Below are 16,280 nucleotides of genomic sequence, written 5' to 3'. Positions count from 1 at the left end.
GCCATGGCCCACACGATCGTCACCAACGTCTGCGAAGGGGTGGCCGATTGCGTGGATGCCTGCCCGGTGGCCTGCATCCACCCCGGCAAGGGAGCCAACCGCAAGGGCACCGGCTTTTACTGGATCGATTTCGACACCTGCATTGACTGCGGCATCTGCCTGCAGGTGTGCCCCGTCGAGGGGGCGATCCTGCCGGAGGAGAAGCCGGAGCTGCAGCAGCGCGGCTGAGGGTCGGTTCGGTGACCCCTCCCTCCGGCCCATTGAGGCGGAGCGGCGGGGATCCGTAGGGTCAGCGTCAGTCAGGTGAGCTGCCATGCCGGTGCTGGAAGAGAAGGGTCAGATCCAGATCCATACCGAGAACATCTTCCCGATCATCAAGAAGGCCGTCTACAGCGGCCACGAGGTGTTCCTGCGGGAGCTGGTGAGCAACGGCGTGGACGCCATCAGCAAGCGCCGCATGGCCGCCATGGCGGGCGACTGCAGCGAAGGCGAGCAGGGACGGGTCCAGATCCGCATCGACCGGGAGCAGAAGACGCTCACGATCTCCGACAACGGCATCGGCATGACCGCCGACGAGGTGAAGCGCTACATCAACCAGGTGGCCTTCTCCAGTGCCGAGGATTTCCTCGAGAAGTACAAGAGCGAAGGGGACGCGATCATCGGCCACTTCGGCCTCGGCTTCTACTCCAGTTTCATGGTGGCCCGCCAGGTGGAGCTGGTGAGCCTCAGTGCCCGCGAGGGGGCCGAGGCCGTGCGCTGGACCTGTGACGGCTCCCCCAGCTTCACGCTCGAGAGTGCCGAGCGCAGCGAACCGGGCACCGATGTGATCCTCCATCTGATGGAGGAGGAGCTCGAGTACATCGAGCCCGCCCGGATCCGCACGCTGATCTCCACCTACTGCGACTTCCTGCCGGTGGAGGTGCAGCTGGAAGGGGAGACGGTCAACAAGCGCGAGGCCCCCTGGCGCAAGAGCCCCCGCGAGCTGAGCGACAACGACTACATCGAGCTCTACCGCTACCTCTACCCCTTCCAGGGCGACCCCCTGCTGTGGGTTCACCTCAACACCGACTATCCCTACAACCTGCAGGGGATTCTGTACTTCCCGAAATCCAGCGGCCGGGCCGACTGGGAGAAGGGCGAGATCAAGCTGTACTGCAACCAGGTGTTCGTGAGCGACTCGATCAAGGAGGTTGTTCCCCGCTACCTGCTGCCCCTGCGGGGGGTGATCGATTCCCCCGACATCCCGCTGAACGTGAGCCGCTCGGCCCTCCAGACCGATCGGCGCGTCCGCTCGATCGGCGGCTTCGTGGCCAAGAAGGTGGGCGATCGGCTCAAGGAGCTGCATCGCGACGATCCGAAGCGCTACGCCGAGATCTGGGAGTCCCTGGCCCCGTTCATCAAGATCGGCGCGATGGAGGACGAGAAATTCGCCGACCAGGTGGCCGACCTGGTGCTGTTCGGCACCACGGCAGCTGCAATCGAGGGCGATCCGGCCGAGGGGCAGATCCTCGATCCCATCCCCGCCGGAGACGGCAGGGCCTACACCACCCTCTCCGCTTACCGCTCCCGGCTGAGCGCCGAGAACGACAAACGGGTGCTCTACTGCACCGATGAGGCCGGCCAGGCCGGAGCCCTGGCCCTCTGGCGAAGCCAGGACGCCGAGGTGCTGCTGGCGGACAGCTTCATCGACACCCAGTTCATTCCATGGCTGGAGATGCGGCACGAGGAACTCAAGTTCCAGCGGGTGGATGCCGAACTCGACGACTCGCTCCAGGAGAAGGAGAGTGAACTGGCCGATGCCGATGGCAAGGATGCCTCCGAGAAGCTCCGCGAGCTGTTCAAGGCCGCCCTGGCCGATGACAAGGTGACGCTTCAGGTCCAGGCGCTCAAGGGGGAGAACGCCCCCGCCGCCCTGATCCTGCTGCCGGAGCAGATGCGCCGCATCAACGACATGGGCGCCCTGATGGAGCAGCGGCTGCCCGGCCTGCCGGATCACCACGTGCTGCTGATCAACCGGCGCCACAAGCTGGTGGAGGGGCTGCTGAAGCTGAGCGCCGGCTCCGTGATCACCGGCAGCGGCAGCTCGCCCAGCCAGGAGCTGGCCAACGCCCTCGGCCGTCACATCTACGAGATGGCGCGGCTGGCGGTGGGGGGGCTGGAGCCGAACCAGCTGGCCGGCTTCCAGCAGCGCAGCTGCGATCTGATGGGGCAGCTGATGGAGCGGGGCCTCTGAACGAGGCTCCCTTTCCATTTGGTAAAGTCTCCGCTTGGGCTGATGCCCAGATGTTGTTCTGAACGGTTGTAGGTCATGTCCCGGGTCTGCCAGCTCACCGGCAAGCGCGCCAACAACGGCATGGCCGTCTCGCACTCCCACGTGCGCACCAAGAAACTCCAGCAGGTGAACCTCCAGGAGCGGCGTCTGTGGTGGGCCGAGGGCAACCGCTTCGTCAAGCTGCGCGTTTCCACCAGGGCCCTCAAGACCATCCAGAAGAAGGGTCTGGGGGCCTATGCCAAGGAACTGGGTGTGAACCTGGCCAAACTCTGAGCCAGCGGCCTGCCGTCAGCAGAGCCCTGGAGCCCAGGCGCCAGCCCGGGCTGAGGTCCGATCGATGCACCCCTCCGACCATCGCCGGCACCATGTCCAGCGCCGGGATGTGCTCCGTCTTGCCTTCTGCGGCGGAGCCTCCCTGGCGTGTGGGCTTCTGGCGGTTCCCCGGCAGGCTGCGGCCCTGGGGGGAACCCTGCCGGATCTGGATCATGCGGCCCCGGATTTCCGGCTTCAGGGAATCCGTCCAGGCCGCGGGGGTGAGCTGGAGGAGGCTGAGCTGGGGCTGCAGGACTTCGCCGGGCACTGGCTGGTGCTGTACTTCTACCCGCGGGATTTCACCGAAGGCTGCACGCTGGAGGCCCGCGGCTTTCAGCGTGATCTGCGCCGCTACCGGGCTCTCGATGCCACCGTGGTGGGCATCAGCGCCGACGATCCAGGCTCCCACGCCGAGTTCTGCGGCAGCGAAGGGCTGAGCTATCCCCTGCTCTCCGATCCCGGTGGGCGCGTCAGCCAGGCCTATGGCAGCTGGCTTCCCCCCTTCTCCCAGCGGCACACATTCCTGATCGATCCGGAGGGAACCCTGCGAGCACGCTGGGTGGCGGTGCGCCCGGCCGGCCACAGCGCCGAAGTGCTGGCCAGCCTGGCGGCGCTGCGCTGATCCTGGCAGGCTGGCCGCGTTGCCGCGCTTGGATGGGGCCAGCTCAGCCATCCCTGGGGATCCCAGCCTTCCGCCCAGCCACGTGATGTTCATCGCCTTTCCATGCCGCTGATGCCAGTGATGCTGCAGGGCACGACGCACCACCCTGCCGGCCTCGAACCCTCCCCCACCGGGATGGCCTGCGCCGCCAGGGATCTGGTGCGGAGCGGCCAGATCCTGTCCATTCCACGCTGCATCACGGACGACGATTGGCTGGGCCGCCTCCAGGGCATCGTCCGGGACGGCCTGCGGCTCGCCGGTGGCGACCCCGCCCTGAGCCGAACGATCCGGCTCGAGGAGATGCACCGCCACTACAGCGGCGAGCAGATCGTGCGGGCGGCGGATGCGTCGATCCGCCAGATCAAGCCGCTGAGCGGTCGGTTGCTGAAGCATGTGCTCCGCAGCCGTCTCGGCATGGAGCAGCGCTTCTGGTTCGATCGCCGGCCCAAGGTTCGCTTCCACCCACCGTCGGCAACCCTGGAGGAGGACCGGCAGGTTTTCCAGGACTACGCCCGGCGCCGGGGCCATGGCAAGGTCGACGCCCACGACCCCCACCTCGACAGCTGGCATCACTGTCCGGTGAACTCGGTGAACCTGTGGATCGCCCTGGGGAGGGTGACCCCCCGCAATGGCATGACGGCCTTCCCCGACACCCACGGGCGCGCGTTGGTGCAGCGCGACCACGCCCACGATGTGGCGGGCGACCAGTGGTTCGGCACGGGGGTGGACACCGATCTTCGGCCCGGCGATGCCTGGCTGTTCCCGGGTGATCTGCTCCACACCTCGATCCTCAACGCCTCGGATGAAACCCGGGTGGCGATCAGCTTCCGGCTCACCTTCAGCAAGCCGTACTTCTCCGGATCGGGGACCGAGTCGTTCGTGGATTCGCGCTACGCCGACAGCCCCCTGGAGTTCTGGACGCTGCAGCATCCCGCCGATCCGATCCGCGGAGTGGTGCGCCACTGGCGCGGCCCCCGGCGCGGCCCTGAGGTGAACCGGGGTCCGCAGGTGGTGCACGACCACCTGGAGCCGCTGGAGGTCCACATCCACGAGGATGGGTCCGCGACCTTCGCGGCGGAGGCCATGGCACCCGGCACGGTTCGCGTGCTGGATCGCCAGCGGTTGGTCTGCCGGGATCTCCAAGGGACCTACACGGTGGTGGGCCGGCACTGCCCCCATCGCGGCGCCGATCTGGCGGCCGCGGAACTGAACGCCGAAGGGCTGGTGTGCCCCTGGCATCGGCTGGTGTTCAACCCCGAGAACGGCTCCAGCGTGGGGCATTGTGACCATGCCCTTGCCGCCAACCCCTGCCAGGTGCGTCACGGAGAGGTGGTGGTGCCGCCAAGCTCCCGCTGAGGGGTCAGGGCGGGTCAAACCCCTCCAGCACCAGCTTGCCGACCATCCCGTGCGAGGCGATCCGCCGGTGCGCCTGATGGAGATGGGCGGCGGTGATCGCACCGCGATGCTCCTGCAGGGTGCTGACCAGCACGCCCCGATCCACCAGGTCGGCCGCCCGCTGGAGCAGGCGTCCCTGGGCGGCCAGATCCGGCGTGCCGTAGAGGGAGCGGGTGAACATCAGCTCCCAGTGCAGGGCCAGGCTCTTGGACTTGAGCGCCAGCACATTGATCGCGGCCGGGTCCGGATCATCGATCAGGGCCAGTGCCCCCTGGGGGGCCAGCAGATCCACCAGCGCCTCGAAGTGGCGGTCGGTGTGGGTGAGGCTGGCCACCCACTGCACCGCCGGAATCCCCAGGGCCTCGAGCTGGGGACGCAGGGGCTGGTGGTGGTCCACCACATGGTGGGCTCCCATGCGCAGGGCCCAGGCGCGGCTCTCGGGCCGGGAGGCTGTGCCCACAAGCGTGAGCCCGGTGAGGGCGCGAGCCAGCTGCAGCAGCATCGACCCCACCCCACCGGCCGCGCCGACGACCAGGAGGCACTCTCCCCGGGAGGTCTGGGGATCCTGGGGGATCCGCAACCGGTCGAACAGCAGCTCCCAGGCGGTGATGCTGGTGAGGGGCAGGGCGGCGGCCTCGGCGGGGCCCAACCGCTCCGGCGCCCTGGCCACCAGGCGGTGGTCGACGCAGTGGAGCTCCGCATTGCAGCCCTGACGCTGCAGCGCGCCGGCGTACCAGACCCGCTCACCGGGCCGGAAGCCCTCCACCCCCGGCCCCACGGCCTCGATTCGCCCCACGGCATCCCAGCCAAGAATGCGCCAGCCGCCGCGTTCGGGATGCTCGCGGGCCCGCACCTTGCCATCTACGGGGTTCACCCCCACCGCTTCGATCGCCACCAGCAGGTCGAGGTCGCTGGGGCAGGGGTCCGGAAGCTCAAGATCCTGCAGGTAGAGCGGATCCTCCAGGGAAGCCGCGGCTTGATAGCCGATGGCACGCATGGGCCGGTGGCGAGTCAACCCAGCATGGCCAGCCCCTGGTACGGCTCGGCAACTGAAAAGACGTGCGGATAGGAGCGCAGGCTCAGGAATCGGCTGGGTATCCGGGCGGAAATGGCTTGATAGCACGGAGCTTCCAGATCAGATGGCTCGTGTCCCAGGCCTGGTACAGCAGATCGAAACACCCCGTGAAGCCATAGCGACGGCCGAGTTCAGGTCCCCAGGGATCGATCGGGGTGCCATCGGCAGACACCCGTCGGGCGAAGTAACTCACGGTGGTGTCGGTGATGACGTTCACATGGGTGGGGTCCTGGAACGCCTCCGGATGGGGGTAGGCCGGCGTGCGGGCCAGGAAGATGCCACCGGGTTTGAGAATCCGCCAGGCCTCGTTCATGGCTTCGATAAAGGGATTGACCAACAGTCCTTCCTTCCAGATGGCGCGAGGAAGGTGCTCGAGGAAGTCGAAGGCTGTCACGGCGTCAGCACAGGCGTCACCGAGGGGAAGGGGATCAAATCCGACCCAGCAGTTCATCACCTGTTCCCCGCCGGCCTGGCTGTCGATGCCGATGACCCGCTCCGCACCGAGGGGGTTGGCGGGGTTCGGTCCGCTGCCCAGGTCAACAGCAAGAGACATGAAGGAAACGCGCAGACATTGTATCCATTATCTCAGGATTCCAACAAACATGCCAGCCATTACAGCATTCGGTAGCGGCATTGATAGAATCAAAGACAAGTTCAGCAGGCCGCCGTGATCCCTAATTCGCTAGTGATTGGCTTTGGCCTAGTCAAGAACGAAGAAGACATCATTGAGGCCTTCGTACGCCATAATTTACATTACTGCACAGCACTCTTTCTCGCAGACAACGGCTCATCAGATTGCACGGCCGAGATTCTAACCCGACTCATCGAGGAAGGCCTGCCACTGGCAGTCGTGCAGGATCCAGTCTTCCCCCATGCCCAGTCTCAGAAGATGACAGAACTAATGCACAGGCTCGCTCTTGCCTCTGACGCTGATTTCCTCATCCCACTCGATGCCGATGAATTTATACAAGCAGAAAGTCGATCTGAGTTTCTAGCCCAACTCCAGCAGATACCACTTGGCGGTTGTGGACTTTTGCCGTGGAGAACCTATTTGCCGATGGATCAGAGAACAACCGTGCTTCAGAAACGATTTAGCTGTCACAGGGCTGCCGAGCACCCTCAGTACTACAAAGTTGTGGTGCGGTCAATCCGTACCACGGAGGTATTCAGACTCTATCTCGATCAGGGTTCCCACAACCTGTTGTGTGATCTTGATCCTGTGAGCGCAAGGCCGATAGACCCCCTAGCCCTTGCACACTTGCCTGTCCGCTCCAGTCTTCAAATCGGCAAGAAGGGTATCAGTGCTTGGATGGCGAATCTGGCACAATTTCAGGGGGATCCAAGGTCTTCGGGAGCACAATGGGGCCATGTCTATAGGCAGGTCCTTGCCAACGGGTTGTTATCGGAAGATGAGACACGAATTCTCGCACTTCGCTACGCCCAAGACCCCCCAGCGGAGAACAGCGAGGTTTTCAGCTGCGACAATCCCCTCAGGGTTGAGCCACCCGAAAGCGCGCTTGCAACTGCAAACCATACTATCAGCGGACCAGGAGAGCCGGATGCCCCTGCGTTAAAGCTGCTGAGGGCGGTCTGCGCCGCTTGGGAACGCTCATTGCAACCTCCGCACGAATTCACTCCGGAACTTCATGATCACGCCGGTTCACCGCACACGGACTCAAATCCGGACAAGAAGATTCCCGGGGCATTCTCTCCAGACTGGCATAGTCAGAAACTTTTCTTGGATCTGCCCTTCCTGGAATGGATCGTGAAGCGCTACCGGCCCCGGTCAGTGCTGGACGTTGGTTGCGGATCAGGCAGTTGCCTCTCGGCATTGCGCTGGCTCGGTGTGGAAGAGACATACGGCGTGGATGGCATCCAGCACGTACACGCCCTGATCCCGTCCTCGATGTATCAACGGTCGGACCTCCGCCAGCCATTATCCCTGCATCGAACCTACGAAGGCGTTCTCTGCCTGGAAGTAGCTGAACATTTACCTCCAGGCTCGGAATCCACACTCATCGGTACGATTCTTCGACATGCCGAAAGATTCGTCGTGTTCTCCGCCGCGCAGCCCGACCAGCCTGGTGATGGACACATCAATGGGAAGCCCCAGGAGTATTGGATCAGGCAGTTTCACCAGGCTGGATGGAACTGCGCCGTGATTGATAGCCTCCTTTTGCGCTCCATGTCCACCTTCCAATGGTTACGGCGCAACCTGCTGCTCTTCAAGCCAGCGACCGCGCAGGACAGCATGGCTCCGCCAGAGCTACCGCTCGATCACCTCATCGCTTCATCCCGCGAGGGTGCCCCCTGGGGCGCAGACAGTCCCGGAATCATTTCGCATGTCTTCTCCCGGCCGATTCTGAAGCTTTGAGCTCTCATCGATAGGACAAATCACAAGCCTGAGCCCACCGCCACCTCCAGCTCCCGCCAAAACTGCTCATCGACCCCGAACCCCATCGCCCGCATCAGCCGCGTCCGCACGAGCAATTCCTCCTCTTTGCTGAGCAGTCCGTTGGAGAAGCGGGTTTCGAGCGAACCGCAGCGGCGTACATGGCTCATCGGCGCCAGGTCGACGGCCGCGAAGCGCCAGGCGCCAAGGTGGGCGGCGACCAGGGGCAGCGCGAAGCGATCCAGGCCGTAGCCGCTGCGAATCCCGGCAACGAAGGGCATCGCCAGCTCGAGCAGATCGCCGCGAATGAAGGGCGCCATGATCTCCACGATCGGCACCCGATGCAGATGGAGACCGGGCCGCTGCCGCAACCAGCCGTATTCGGGGCTGAGGCTGCTCGAGAAGCTCACGGCCGGTTGAGCAGCGCTGAGCCGATGGATGCGGGCCACCGCCAACAGACGCTGCACGTCGCTGGTGGCGATCAGAACGTCGTCGTCGACGAAGCCGAGATAGGCATCCGCTGGCGGCCGATCCAGCCGCCGCCAGGCTTCCTCCATGAGATGCCCCTTGCACTCGGTGGCCACGCTCAACACCTCCCACCCCTGCGGGTTGGTGCCGGGCTCCAGCCCCTCGCCGGTCCAGTCGAACAGCACCACACGGCAGGGCAGGGGGTGATCCACCACCAGGCAATGGCGGCCCCGGCGGCAGGCCACCACCACCACATCGTCAGGCCAGGGCCCAGGATTGGCCACCGGCTGGCCGAAGTGCACCGGATCGGCACGGTCGAGGTCGCCCACCGCCGCCACCATCTCGGGGATGAACTGGTCGCTGTGGCTGCCGAGCACCCAGCGGGCCCACTGCTGCCGCTCCGCCTCGGAATGTCCGGCCAGCAACCCGGGCCATTGGCCGCCAGGGCCGGTCGCTATAGGGATGGGCGGCACGAAAGCCTTACGGCTGAGCAGGATTCTCGCCCAGCTCCCTCCGGGACAGCGGCGAGATCACAGCGACAGCTCATGCCGCCGCCGGGCTATGTGGCGGTTCACCAGGAGCATGTAGTCACACTGGTCACGCCGATGCATCAGCTCGGCGGCCTGGGCATCCAGCGGATCCATATCAGCCGTGTTGAAGGGTCGGATGATCTCCAGCAGGGGCGGCTGGCCTGGATCGAGCTCGGCGGGTTGGTAGGGCAGCGCAACCGACGGGGCGGCAGCGGGTTGAAACAGCAGCAGGTTCTTGGGCGTCCACCAGTTGGCATGGGTCTGGTCGCAGCCGAGGAGGAGGGCATTGCGAAACGCCACGGTGGTGGGGACATCCACCACATAGCCCAGCTCACGGAAGGCCGCGATCCAGAATCCGGGCCCCTGCTCGTTCACGTGGGTGGGGTTGCGGTCAAGATCCTGCAGCCAGCTGGCGGCACCGAACAGCACAAGACCCGGGCGGTGGGTGGTGAGCACCCCCAGCAGGCCTGCCGCCGAGGCGAGAGGCAGGTGTTCAGCCACCTCCAGGCAGCACACCAGTTCCGTGGGTGGCATGGCGGAACTGGCGGCGGTGGTGTCGCGCAGATCCACCAGGCGGTAGGCATCACGCCACTGCGGCGGCCAGATCCGCTCGGCGGCGGCGCTGCCTTCGAGACCCCAGCTCTCGGACAGGCCAGCGGAGCGCAGGGCCTCCACCAGCAGACCATGGCCGCAGCCCACATCCACCACGCGGCAACGGTCGGGAGCGATCAGCAGGCCGCGCAGCACGCTGGCGAAGTGGGTGAAGAAGCCCGCGTTGGCCAGGTGATCGGCGAAGAAGGCCTCGTCGTAGGCGGCGAGATCATCGCCCCGGGGGATCCTCATCGTGCTTGCTGTGGTGTCCAACCGGATGGGAGGCCAGCATGCAGGGCACTCCAGCGCTGCAGGAACAGCCGGTCGGCGGCGTAGAACGTCTCCAGCGCTGTCAGAGCCTCCGGGGTGAGATCGCTCACCGCCAGACGGCGGAACGGATCGACGGCGGCCTGGCCGGCCGACACGTGCAGCGGCGCCGGCGGGATCGGCCGTCCAGCGGCCTGGCTCCAGTGGCGTACGAGATCGTTGATCGCCTCCATCGGCACCAGATCGTGGATCAGAGCCGGATCGCCGCCGAGGAAGGCCGTCTGCGGCAGGGTGTGGTGGCTCCAGTCGATGTGACACGGAATCCAGCGGGGCAGCTCCAGCGCCACCCGGTTCATCATCGCCGCCGGATCGGAGTCGTCGTCGTAGCTGCGCACGCCGTGACGGCGGAAGAGGGCATCATGCACGGCCACGCACCGCTCGAAGTCCTGGCCAGAACTGCTGGCGTTGCGCAGCTTGGCCAGGATGCGGGACGTGGTGAGTTCAACCAGGTGGCTGCGGCAGGCCGACACGAACCGCTCGACCGGGTCGCGCCACACCGCCACCACCTGCCGCTGCCGCGCCGTCGCCGCCAGCTGGTCCGGGCTGCGCCAGTGGGTGTAAGGGAGCACGGCACCGTGCACGTCGAGGTGGATGGGTTCGGCGGCCGCATCCACGCTCCAGGGGCCCAACGCCACCAGCCAGGCGCGCTTGAGGGTGGTGCAGCCGTTCTTGGGAATCCAGAGGTAGGCGGCGGAATCGCCCAGCGGCAAGAGCGGCGCCATGGACTCGCCGGCCTGCATCGCCACCTGCACCGTGATCCAGTCGTGATCGGGCGTGGGAGCCAGCTCAGGCGACATCGGCAGCATGGGGCAGGGCCGGCTCGCGGGCGGGAGTCTCCGGCGCAGGGGCCACGCCATCGGCCACAACATCGCCCCGGGCCACCGCCCCCAAAGCGGCCGGGTACCCGGGCGCCGGGGCCTGGCCGCGGGCTGGAGGTCTGCGGCACACCTCCTCCACCGTCACCTGGAAGGCCTGAGCCACGCGGGGGTCCTTGAACAGCCGGCCCTTGCGCTCACGCACCAGGCCCTTCACGTGCGCGTGGAAGGCCGGATCCTGCAGCAGCCGCACGCTGGTGGCCACGTAGGCGTCGCGGTCCGCCGCGATCAGCTCGGGGATCTCCATCTCCTGCAGCATCGCCACGGTGTGGCGGCCGCGCATGAAGGCGGTGGGGCAGGTGAGCACCGGGCAGTCGCGGCTGAAGGACTGCAGCGAACTGTTGCCGCCGTTCCAGTCGATGGTGTCGAGGGTGTGATGGGCGATGTCGAAGAGGCCCATGAAATCGCCGTAGTCGAGGCGGGGCAGGATGCGCAGGTGGTCGTCCATCGCCAGGCCGCGGTGCTCGAAGTGGGGCCGCAGCCGCTCGGCCAGGCGCCGCGCCATGGCCGGATAGCCCATCGGACCCACCAGCAGAATCAGCGCCTCAGGGTGGCGGGCGGCGATCTCGGCGTAAGGCCAGTCGTTGCGGGGCAGATACTTGAACGTGCTCTGCAGTGACACCAGCAGCGGCCGCTCGCGGGGCAGTTCGAACTTCTCGAACAGCAGCTGGCCGTCGTGGAGGGCGGCCGGCACCTCGTAGTTGAGGCCGGTGCCGGGCAGGCGGATCAGCTCCTCGCTGTAGTGCTCCTCGTTGCCGGGAGGTTCCATCCCGGCCGCCCCGAAGAAGTAGTGCAGGGTGCGCGAGCCGCTGGTGATCGGATGGCCCCAGCCCTGGGCCTGCACCGGCGCCAGCTGCAGCACCGAGGTGACCTTGCTGGCCGGGTGCATGCCGATGTCGGTGAAGATCAGCAGATCGAGGCGGTCGTCGAGGATCTGCTGCAGCATCGGCTCGAGGGGGTCGCTGCGGAGCGGCAGGTGGCGGTAGGTGCCGAGGTCGGCGAAGCGGCGGGTGCCGGAGTCCTCGCTGTCGGCCAGGTTGTAGGCGAAGATCTGGTAGCCGGGGTTGCCGGCGATTCCCTCCAGCCAGCCGAGCGCCCAGATCGCGCCGTTGTGGTTGATCAGATGGGGGGAGATCACCCCCACCCGCAGGGGGGAGGGATCGGCCGGGTCGCGCTGGGGCAGCGGCTCCATGAAGCGGCCGAGGCGGGGCCGCAGGATGCGGTCGAGCACGCCGGCGTAGAGCTCCTGCAGCGGGCGGTCGTCCTCCATCTGGTAGGCCAGATAGAAGTTGGTGATCGCCCAGGTGTGGGCGTAGAGGACGGGCCAGGCGGGATCGTCGGCGCTGAGGCCCTCGAGAGCGTCGAAGAGGGCCTGGAGATCGGCCGCCCAGCGCGTCCGCGTCTCGGCCACCTGCGCGTCGGAGCGGTAAAGAATCGGCAGCACATGCAGGCGGGTGATCAGCCGCACACGCTCGTCGGCCTCCTCGTCGGCCACCGCCAGGGCCTCCTCGATGCGGTCGAGTTCGCAGAGACAGCCCAGCAGCCCCTGCATGCCCACCACCCGCTGGTTCACCTCAAGATCGAGGGCGAGGAAACGGCGGAACTCCTCGTGCGCCTCCTCATGCCGCTTGGCCTGCACCAGCGCCTGGGCGAGGTTCTGGCGGGAGGGCTGGAAGCCGGCGTCGATGCTGAGGGCGTGGCGGTAGGCGGCGATCGCCTCCTCGCGCTGGTCGAGGGCAGCCAGCGACAGGCCGAGGTTGTTCCAGGCGTCGGCGTAGGCGGGGGCGAACTGGAGACAGAGGCGGAAGGCCTCCACCGCCTCGGCCTCGCGCTGCTGGCCGCGCAGCAGATTGGCGAGCTGGAAGGCGGCCTGGTGCCAGGCGGGCTGATCGCGAAGCAGCCGCCGCAGGGTCGCTTCGGCGTCCTCGGGCCGGCCGGCCTCCAGCTGGCCGAGGGCGAGGTTGTGACGGCACTCGGGAAAACCCGGGAAGAGAGCCAGCGCCTCCTGGTAGAGACGCAGGCCCTCGACGGTGTCGCCGCGGCTGCGACAGGCGTTGCCGGCGTTGAAGAGCAGGTAGGGCGTGAGGAAACCGGCGGCCTGGGCCGCCTCGAAGCGGCCGATGGCCTCGTCCTGGCGGCCCAGCATGTGAACCGCCACACCGGCCAGGTAGTGCAGCTCGCCGGCGTGGGGGTGGTGGCCGACGAGGGCGTCGGCCTGAGCGAGCACCTCCTCGAAACGCTGCTGGCCGAGGGCCTCGTAGAGGTGGCTCAGGCCCGCCTCCGGGGCGTTGTGGGGCGGCCAGCGGGCGGGCTCAGGGGCGATGGCAGGCAAAGGGGGCCGCTCCAGGGCGGCTCTGGCCTCGGCCAGCTGCTGCTGGGAGGAGGCCAGCTCGTCCTGCAGCGCTGCGATCTGGCGGTTGCGGTCGCGCAGCTGCTGCAGCGGATCCACCAGGGCATCGCGGTCAGCGGCAGCCAGGGGTTTCACCCGAGCGGCGGGGCGGCGGGGCAGCGTGTAGCCGAAGGCAGCCAGGTCGTGTCCGTAGCGCCGCTCCACGATGGCCAGGCCATCGGCGGAGAACGCTTCCGGCCAGCGATGGCCGAGACGCTGGCGGTAGCGACTCTCATGGCGTGCCAGTTCCCCGCGCACGGCGGCAAGGAGCTCGGGGGGCAGACGGTTCAGCAGGAGATCGGGCAGGCGGGCGGCGAGCTCGTCACGGTCGAGGCGCGGCTGCCAGGCGATGGCCCCGGGCTCAAGCAGGGCGACCTGCGGGGCGAGATGGCCGTCACCGCTCAACTCCTCCCAGTGGGCGTCGAGGAAGGCGAGGAAGGCGGGAAAGCGGCAGGGCTGCTCGGCAGGTTCACCGGCGGCCTGCTGGATCGAGGCGTTCAGCGGCGCGTAGGCGGGCTCGGCCAGGTGCAGCTTGTCGTGCCAGAAGGAGAGCAGCCGCTCGGCAGGGTGGCGGGTGACCGCCAGGCGAAGCCAGTCTTCGCCGTGGAGGGCCTGCTGGGTGAGAGCGGGATCGAGAACGGCCAGGCTGGGGAGACCGTGCAGGCTCGGGTGGTGCACCGCCAGGGCCGGGCGCGTTTCGCCGAAGGTCGCCAGCTCGGGGGGGGTGCGGCCATCGGCAAGCACCGCCAGCCGCTTGAGCAGCGTGGAAGCGGCCTTGGGCACGGGGCGCAGCAGCCAGCGGGCACCCTGCACGACCAGCGTCGCCTGACTCAGAGCGGCAGAGGGAAGCATCAGCAGTGAGGCAGACGGTCGTGGCGCTCAGAGCGGCCAGGAGCCTACGCAGTACGGCGACGCAGCACGCACGGAGCGTTTTTTACGGGGGGGGGGGGGGCAGATCGAGAACCGGCCCTGCGTGGCAAAGAAAAACCGAACATTGGATGCTTCAGGGCAGCAGGGACGGGTAGTTTCCTGAACCTTGATTCGGCCGATCCCGGCTGCGGAGCCTCCTTCAGCCCATGCCTTTCCAGCTGCTCCTTCTGGCCCTCAAGACCGGAGGCCTGCGCAGGAGCCGAAAGGGTGGGCATCAGATGGGGCGATCACGCCGCTGGAGCCGGGCCGCCCAGACGGCGTTCGGAGCCTGGGCCGTCGCTGCCCAGTTGGCTCCGATGGTGGGGGTCATGGTTTCGACCCTGCCTGCAGGCCCTGCGGCTGCCCAGCTGCGCAGCATCCAAACCGACCCGAACAGTCCCAATGCGACTGCCATCGGCGCGGCCAATTTCACCACCGGCAACGTTCCCATTGCCATCGGCGCAGGCGCCCTGGCCATCGGCCAATCGGCCTCGGCCAACGCCCAGTTCGCCACCGCACTGGGCTTCTCCGCCACCGCCGACGGCTTCTTCTCCACCGCAGTGGGTTCCTTCGCCAACGCCACCGGCAACTACTCCACCGCACAGGGTCACAACGCCAAGGCAACCGGCCTTGGCGCCACCGCACTGGGCGCCAACGCCAACGCCACCGGCACTGACGCCACCGCACTGGGCGCCAGCGCCCTGGCCAACGGCAACCGCGCCACCGCACTGGGCACCAACGCCATCGCCCAAGGCAACGATTCCACAGCAGTGGGATCCGCGGCCACCGCCAACGGCGTCAGAGCCACTGCATTGGGTTTCGAAGCCAACGCAAACGGCGACCGCTCCACCGCGGTAGGTGAAAGGGCCAACGCCAGCGGGCGCTTCGCCACCGCACTGGGCTCCGAAGCCAACGCCATCGGCCAAGGCGCCCTCGCACTGGGCACCCTGGCCCAAGCCACCGGCCTGCAAGCCTCCGCACTGGGCACCGGGGCCAGCGCCACAGGCGACTTCGCCACCGCACTGGGCACCCTGGCCAGCGCCATCGGCACCAGCGCCACTGCGGTTGGCGATCTTGCCAGGGCCAGCGGCGTAAACGCCACCGCACTGGGCTCCTTCGCCAACGCCACCGGCCCCAGCGCCACCGCACTGGGTGACAGTGCCCGGGCCACCGGCTTGAAAGCCACTGCCCTGGGCGCTTTCGCCAACGCCACCGGCAACTTCGCCACCGCCATCGGCTCCGATTCCCTCGCCAACCAGACCGGAGCCACGGCCCTGGGGGCCAACTCCCGGGCGGATGGCAGCAGCGCCACGGCCCTCGGGCGCAACGCCAGCGCCACCGGAACCGACGCTGTAGCAGTGGGGGCCTTCGCCAACGCCATTGGCGAGAACACCATTGCCATCGGCCGGGAGGCCGTTGCCAACGCGGGTAGCTCACCCCTCTCGGGAGCCATCGCCATCGGCTACCGCAGCAACGCCTCCGGCTCAGCGGCGACAGCCCTTGGTGACCAGGCCAGGGCGGCTGGAACAGGCGCTACCGCCACCGGTTTCCTGGCCAATGCCACAGGAGAGAGCACCACGGCCTTGGGGCGCAACGCCAACGCCAGCGGAACCGCCGCGACCGCCGTCGGAACAGCCTCCATCGCCGACGGTGAAAGCGCCACGGCCCTCGGTCGCAGCGCCAATGCCACCGGAACCTCCGCGACCGCCGTCGGGGCCGAGGCCCTGGCCTCAGGGGGACAGGCGACGGCAATAGGTCCTAGCGCCAATGCCACCGGAACCCGGGCGACCGCCGTCGGATTTGAGGCCCTGGCCTCAGGGCAACAGGCGACGGCACTGGGTCCTGGCGCCAATGCCACCGGCCTCGCCGCAACCGCCGTCGGGTTGGACGCCCGGGCTTCAGGTATCGCCGCCACAGCCCTCGGAGAAGCCTCCATCGCCGACGGTGAAAGCGCCACGGCCCTCGGGCGCAAGGCCAATGCCACGGGCTTCCAAACCACCGCGTTGGGTGCCGGCGCCCTGGCCAACTTCACCGGCTCCACCGCCATCGGCACCGGTGCCACCACCACCCGGGCCAGCCAGATC

Annotated in this window: 12 protein-coding genes and 1 pseudogene; 7 read left to right on the top strand and 6 right to left on the bottom strand. The window is 67.4% G+C overall.

Annotated features, from left to right (window positions below):
• The first annotated feature begins 3 nt into the window (after positions 1–3).
• The 5 genes from ACLD7X_RS09420 (at position 4) to ACLD7X_RS09400 (ending at position 4,601) form a co-directional block, all read left to right on the top strand.
• Positions 4–228 (top strand): indolepyruvate ferredoxin oxidoreductase subunit alpha, encoded by a 225-nt coding sequence (locus ACLD7X_RS09420; RefSeq protein WP_411423369.1) that lies wholly within the window; start codon positions 4–6, stop codon positions 226–228.
• A gap of 85 nt (positions 229–313) precedes the next feature.
• Positions 314–2,233, top strand: a complete 1,920-nt coding sequence (gene htpG / locus ACLD7X_RS09415; RefSeq protein ID WP_411423352.1) for a molecular chaperone HtpG — start codon at positions 314–316, stop codon at positions 2,231–2,233.
• A gap of 75 nt (positions 2,234–2,308) precedes the next feature.
• On the top strand, positions 2,309–2,545 hold the full coding sequence (rpmB, locus tag ACLD7X_RS09410) for a 50S ribosomal protein L28 (protein ID WP_411423351.1): 237 nt from the start codon (positions 2,309–2,311) through the stop codon (positions 2,543–2,545).
• A gap of 64 nt (positions 2,546–2,609) precedes the next feature.
• The gene (locus ACLD7X_RS09405) at positions 2,610–3,206 is read left to right on the top strand and encodes a peroxiredoxin (RefSeq protein ID WP_411423350.1); all 597 of its coding nucleotides are present in this window, start codon (positions 2,610–2,612) and stop codon (positions 3,204–3,206) included.
• Between the two features lie 102 nt (positions 3,207–3,308).
• Positions 3,309–4,601: a Rieske 2Fe-2S domain-containing protein gene (locus tag ACLD7X_RS09400; RefSeq protein WP_412006647.1), complete on the top strand. Its 1,293-nt coding sequence runs from the start codon at positions 3,309–3,311 to the stop codon at positions 4,599–4,601.
• Between the two features lie 4 nt (positions 4,602–4,605).
• Here ACLD7X_RS09400 and ACLD7X_RS09395 read toward each other — a convergent pair whose 3' ends face one another.
• The gene (locus ACLD7X_RS09395; protein WP_411423348.1) at positions 4,606–5,637 is read right to left on the bottom strand and encodes a zinc-binding alcohol dehydrogenase family protein; all 1,032 of its coding nucleotides are present in this window, start codon (positions 5,635–5,637) and stop codon (positions 4,606–4,608) included.
• Between the two features lie 82 nt (positions 5,638–5,719).
• Positions 5,720–6,268, bottom strand: a complete 549-nt coding sequence (locus ACLD7X_RS09390; RefSeq protein ID WP_411423347.1) for a methyltransferase domain-containing protein — start codon at positions 6,266–6,268, stop codon at positions 5,720–5,722.
• Positions 6,269–6,382: 114 nt separating this feature from the next.
• Here ACLD7X_RS09390 and ACLD7X_RS09385 point away from each other — a divergent pair, with 114 nt between their 5' ends.
• Positions 6,383–8,089 (top strand): glycosyltransferase family 2 protein, encoded by a 1,707-nt coding sequence (locus ACLD7X_RS09385; RefSeq protein WP_411423346.1) that lies wholly within the window; start codon positions 6,383–6,385, stop codon positions 8,087–8,089.
• 20 nt (positions 8,090–8,109) lie between these two features.
• Here ACLD7X_RS09385 and ACLD7X_RS09380 read toward each other — a convergent pair whose 3' ends face one another.
• The 4 genes from ACLD7X_RS09380 to ACLD7X_RS09365 are packed head-to-tail and all read right to left on the bottom strand — an operon-like array spanning position 8,110 to position 14,139.
• Complete coding sequence (locus ACLD7X_RS09380; RefSeq protein WP_411423345.1) at positions 8,110–9,048, bottom strand: hypothetical protein; 939 nt, start codon at positions 9,046–9,048, stop codon at positions 8,110–8,112.
• A 57-nt stretch (positions 9,049–9,105) separates the two neighbouring features.
• Complete coding sequence (locus ACLD7X_RS09375; protein ID WP_411423344.1) at positions 9,106–9,948, bottom strand: methyltransferase domain-containing protein; 843 nt, start codon at positions 9,946–9,948, stop codon at positions 9,106–9,108.
• Positions 9,945–10,820, bottom strand: coding sequence for a sulfotransferase family 2 domain-containing protein (locus ACLD7X_RS09370; protein WP_412006646.1), 876 nt, complete (start codon positions 10,818–10,820; stop codon positions 9,945–9,947). Before ACLD7X_RS09370 ends, ACLD7X_RS09375 begins: the two co-directional genes overlap by 4 nt.
• Complete coding sequence (locus ACLD7X_RS09365) at positions 10,810–14,139, bottom strand: tetratricopeptide repeat protein (protein WP_411423342.1); 3,330 nt, start codon at positions 14,137–14,139, stop codon at positions 10,810–10,812. The genes ACLD7X_RS09370 and ACLD7X_RS09365 overlap by 11 nt, the downstream gene beginning before the upstream one ends.
• Before the next feature lie 386 nt (positions 14,140–14,525).
• On the opposite strand from ACLD7X_RS09365, the pseudogene ACLD7X_RS09360 reads away from it, so the two are divergent.
• Positions 14,526–16,280, top strand: a pseudogene (locus tag ACLD7X_RS09360) (hypothetical protein); the annotation flags it as partial.

Origin of the sequence: Aphanothece microscopica RSMan92, from assembly GCF_046613545.2 — a bacterium.
Lineage (GTDB): Bacteria > Cyanobacteriota > Cyanobacteriia > PCC-6307 > Cyanobiaceae > NIES-981.
Note: the sequence above shows the minus strand (reverse complement) of the source record. Positions and strands in the feature narration are given on the sequence as shown.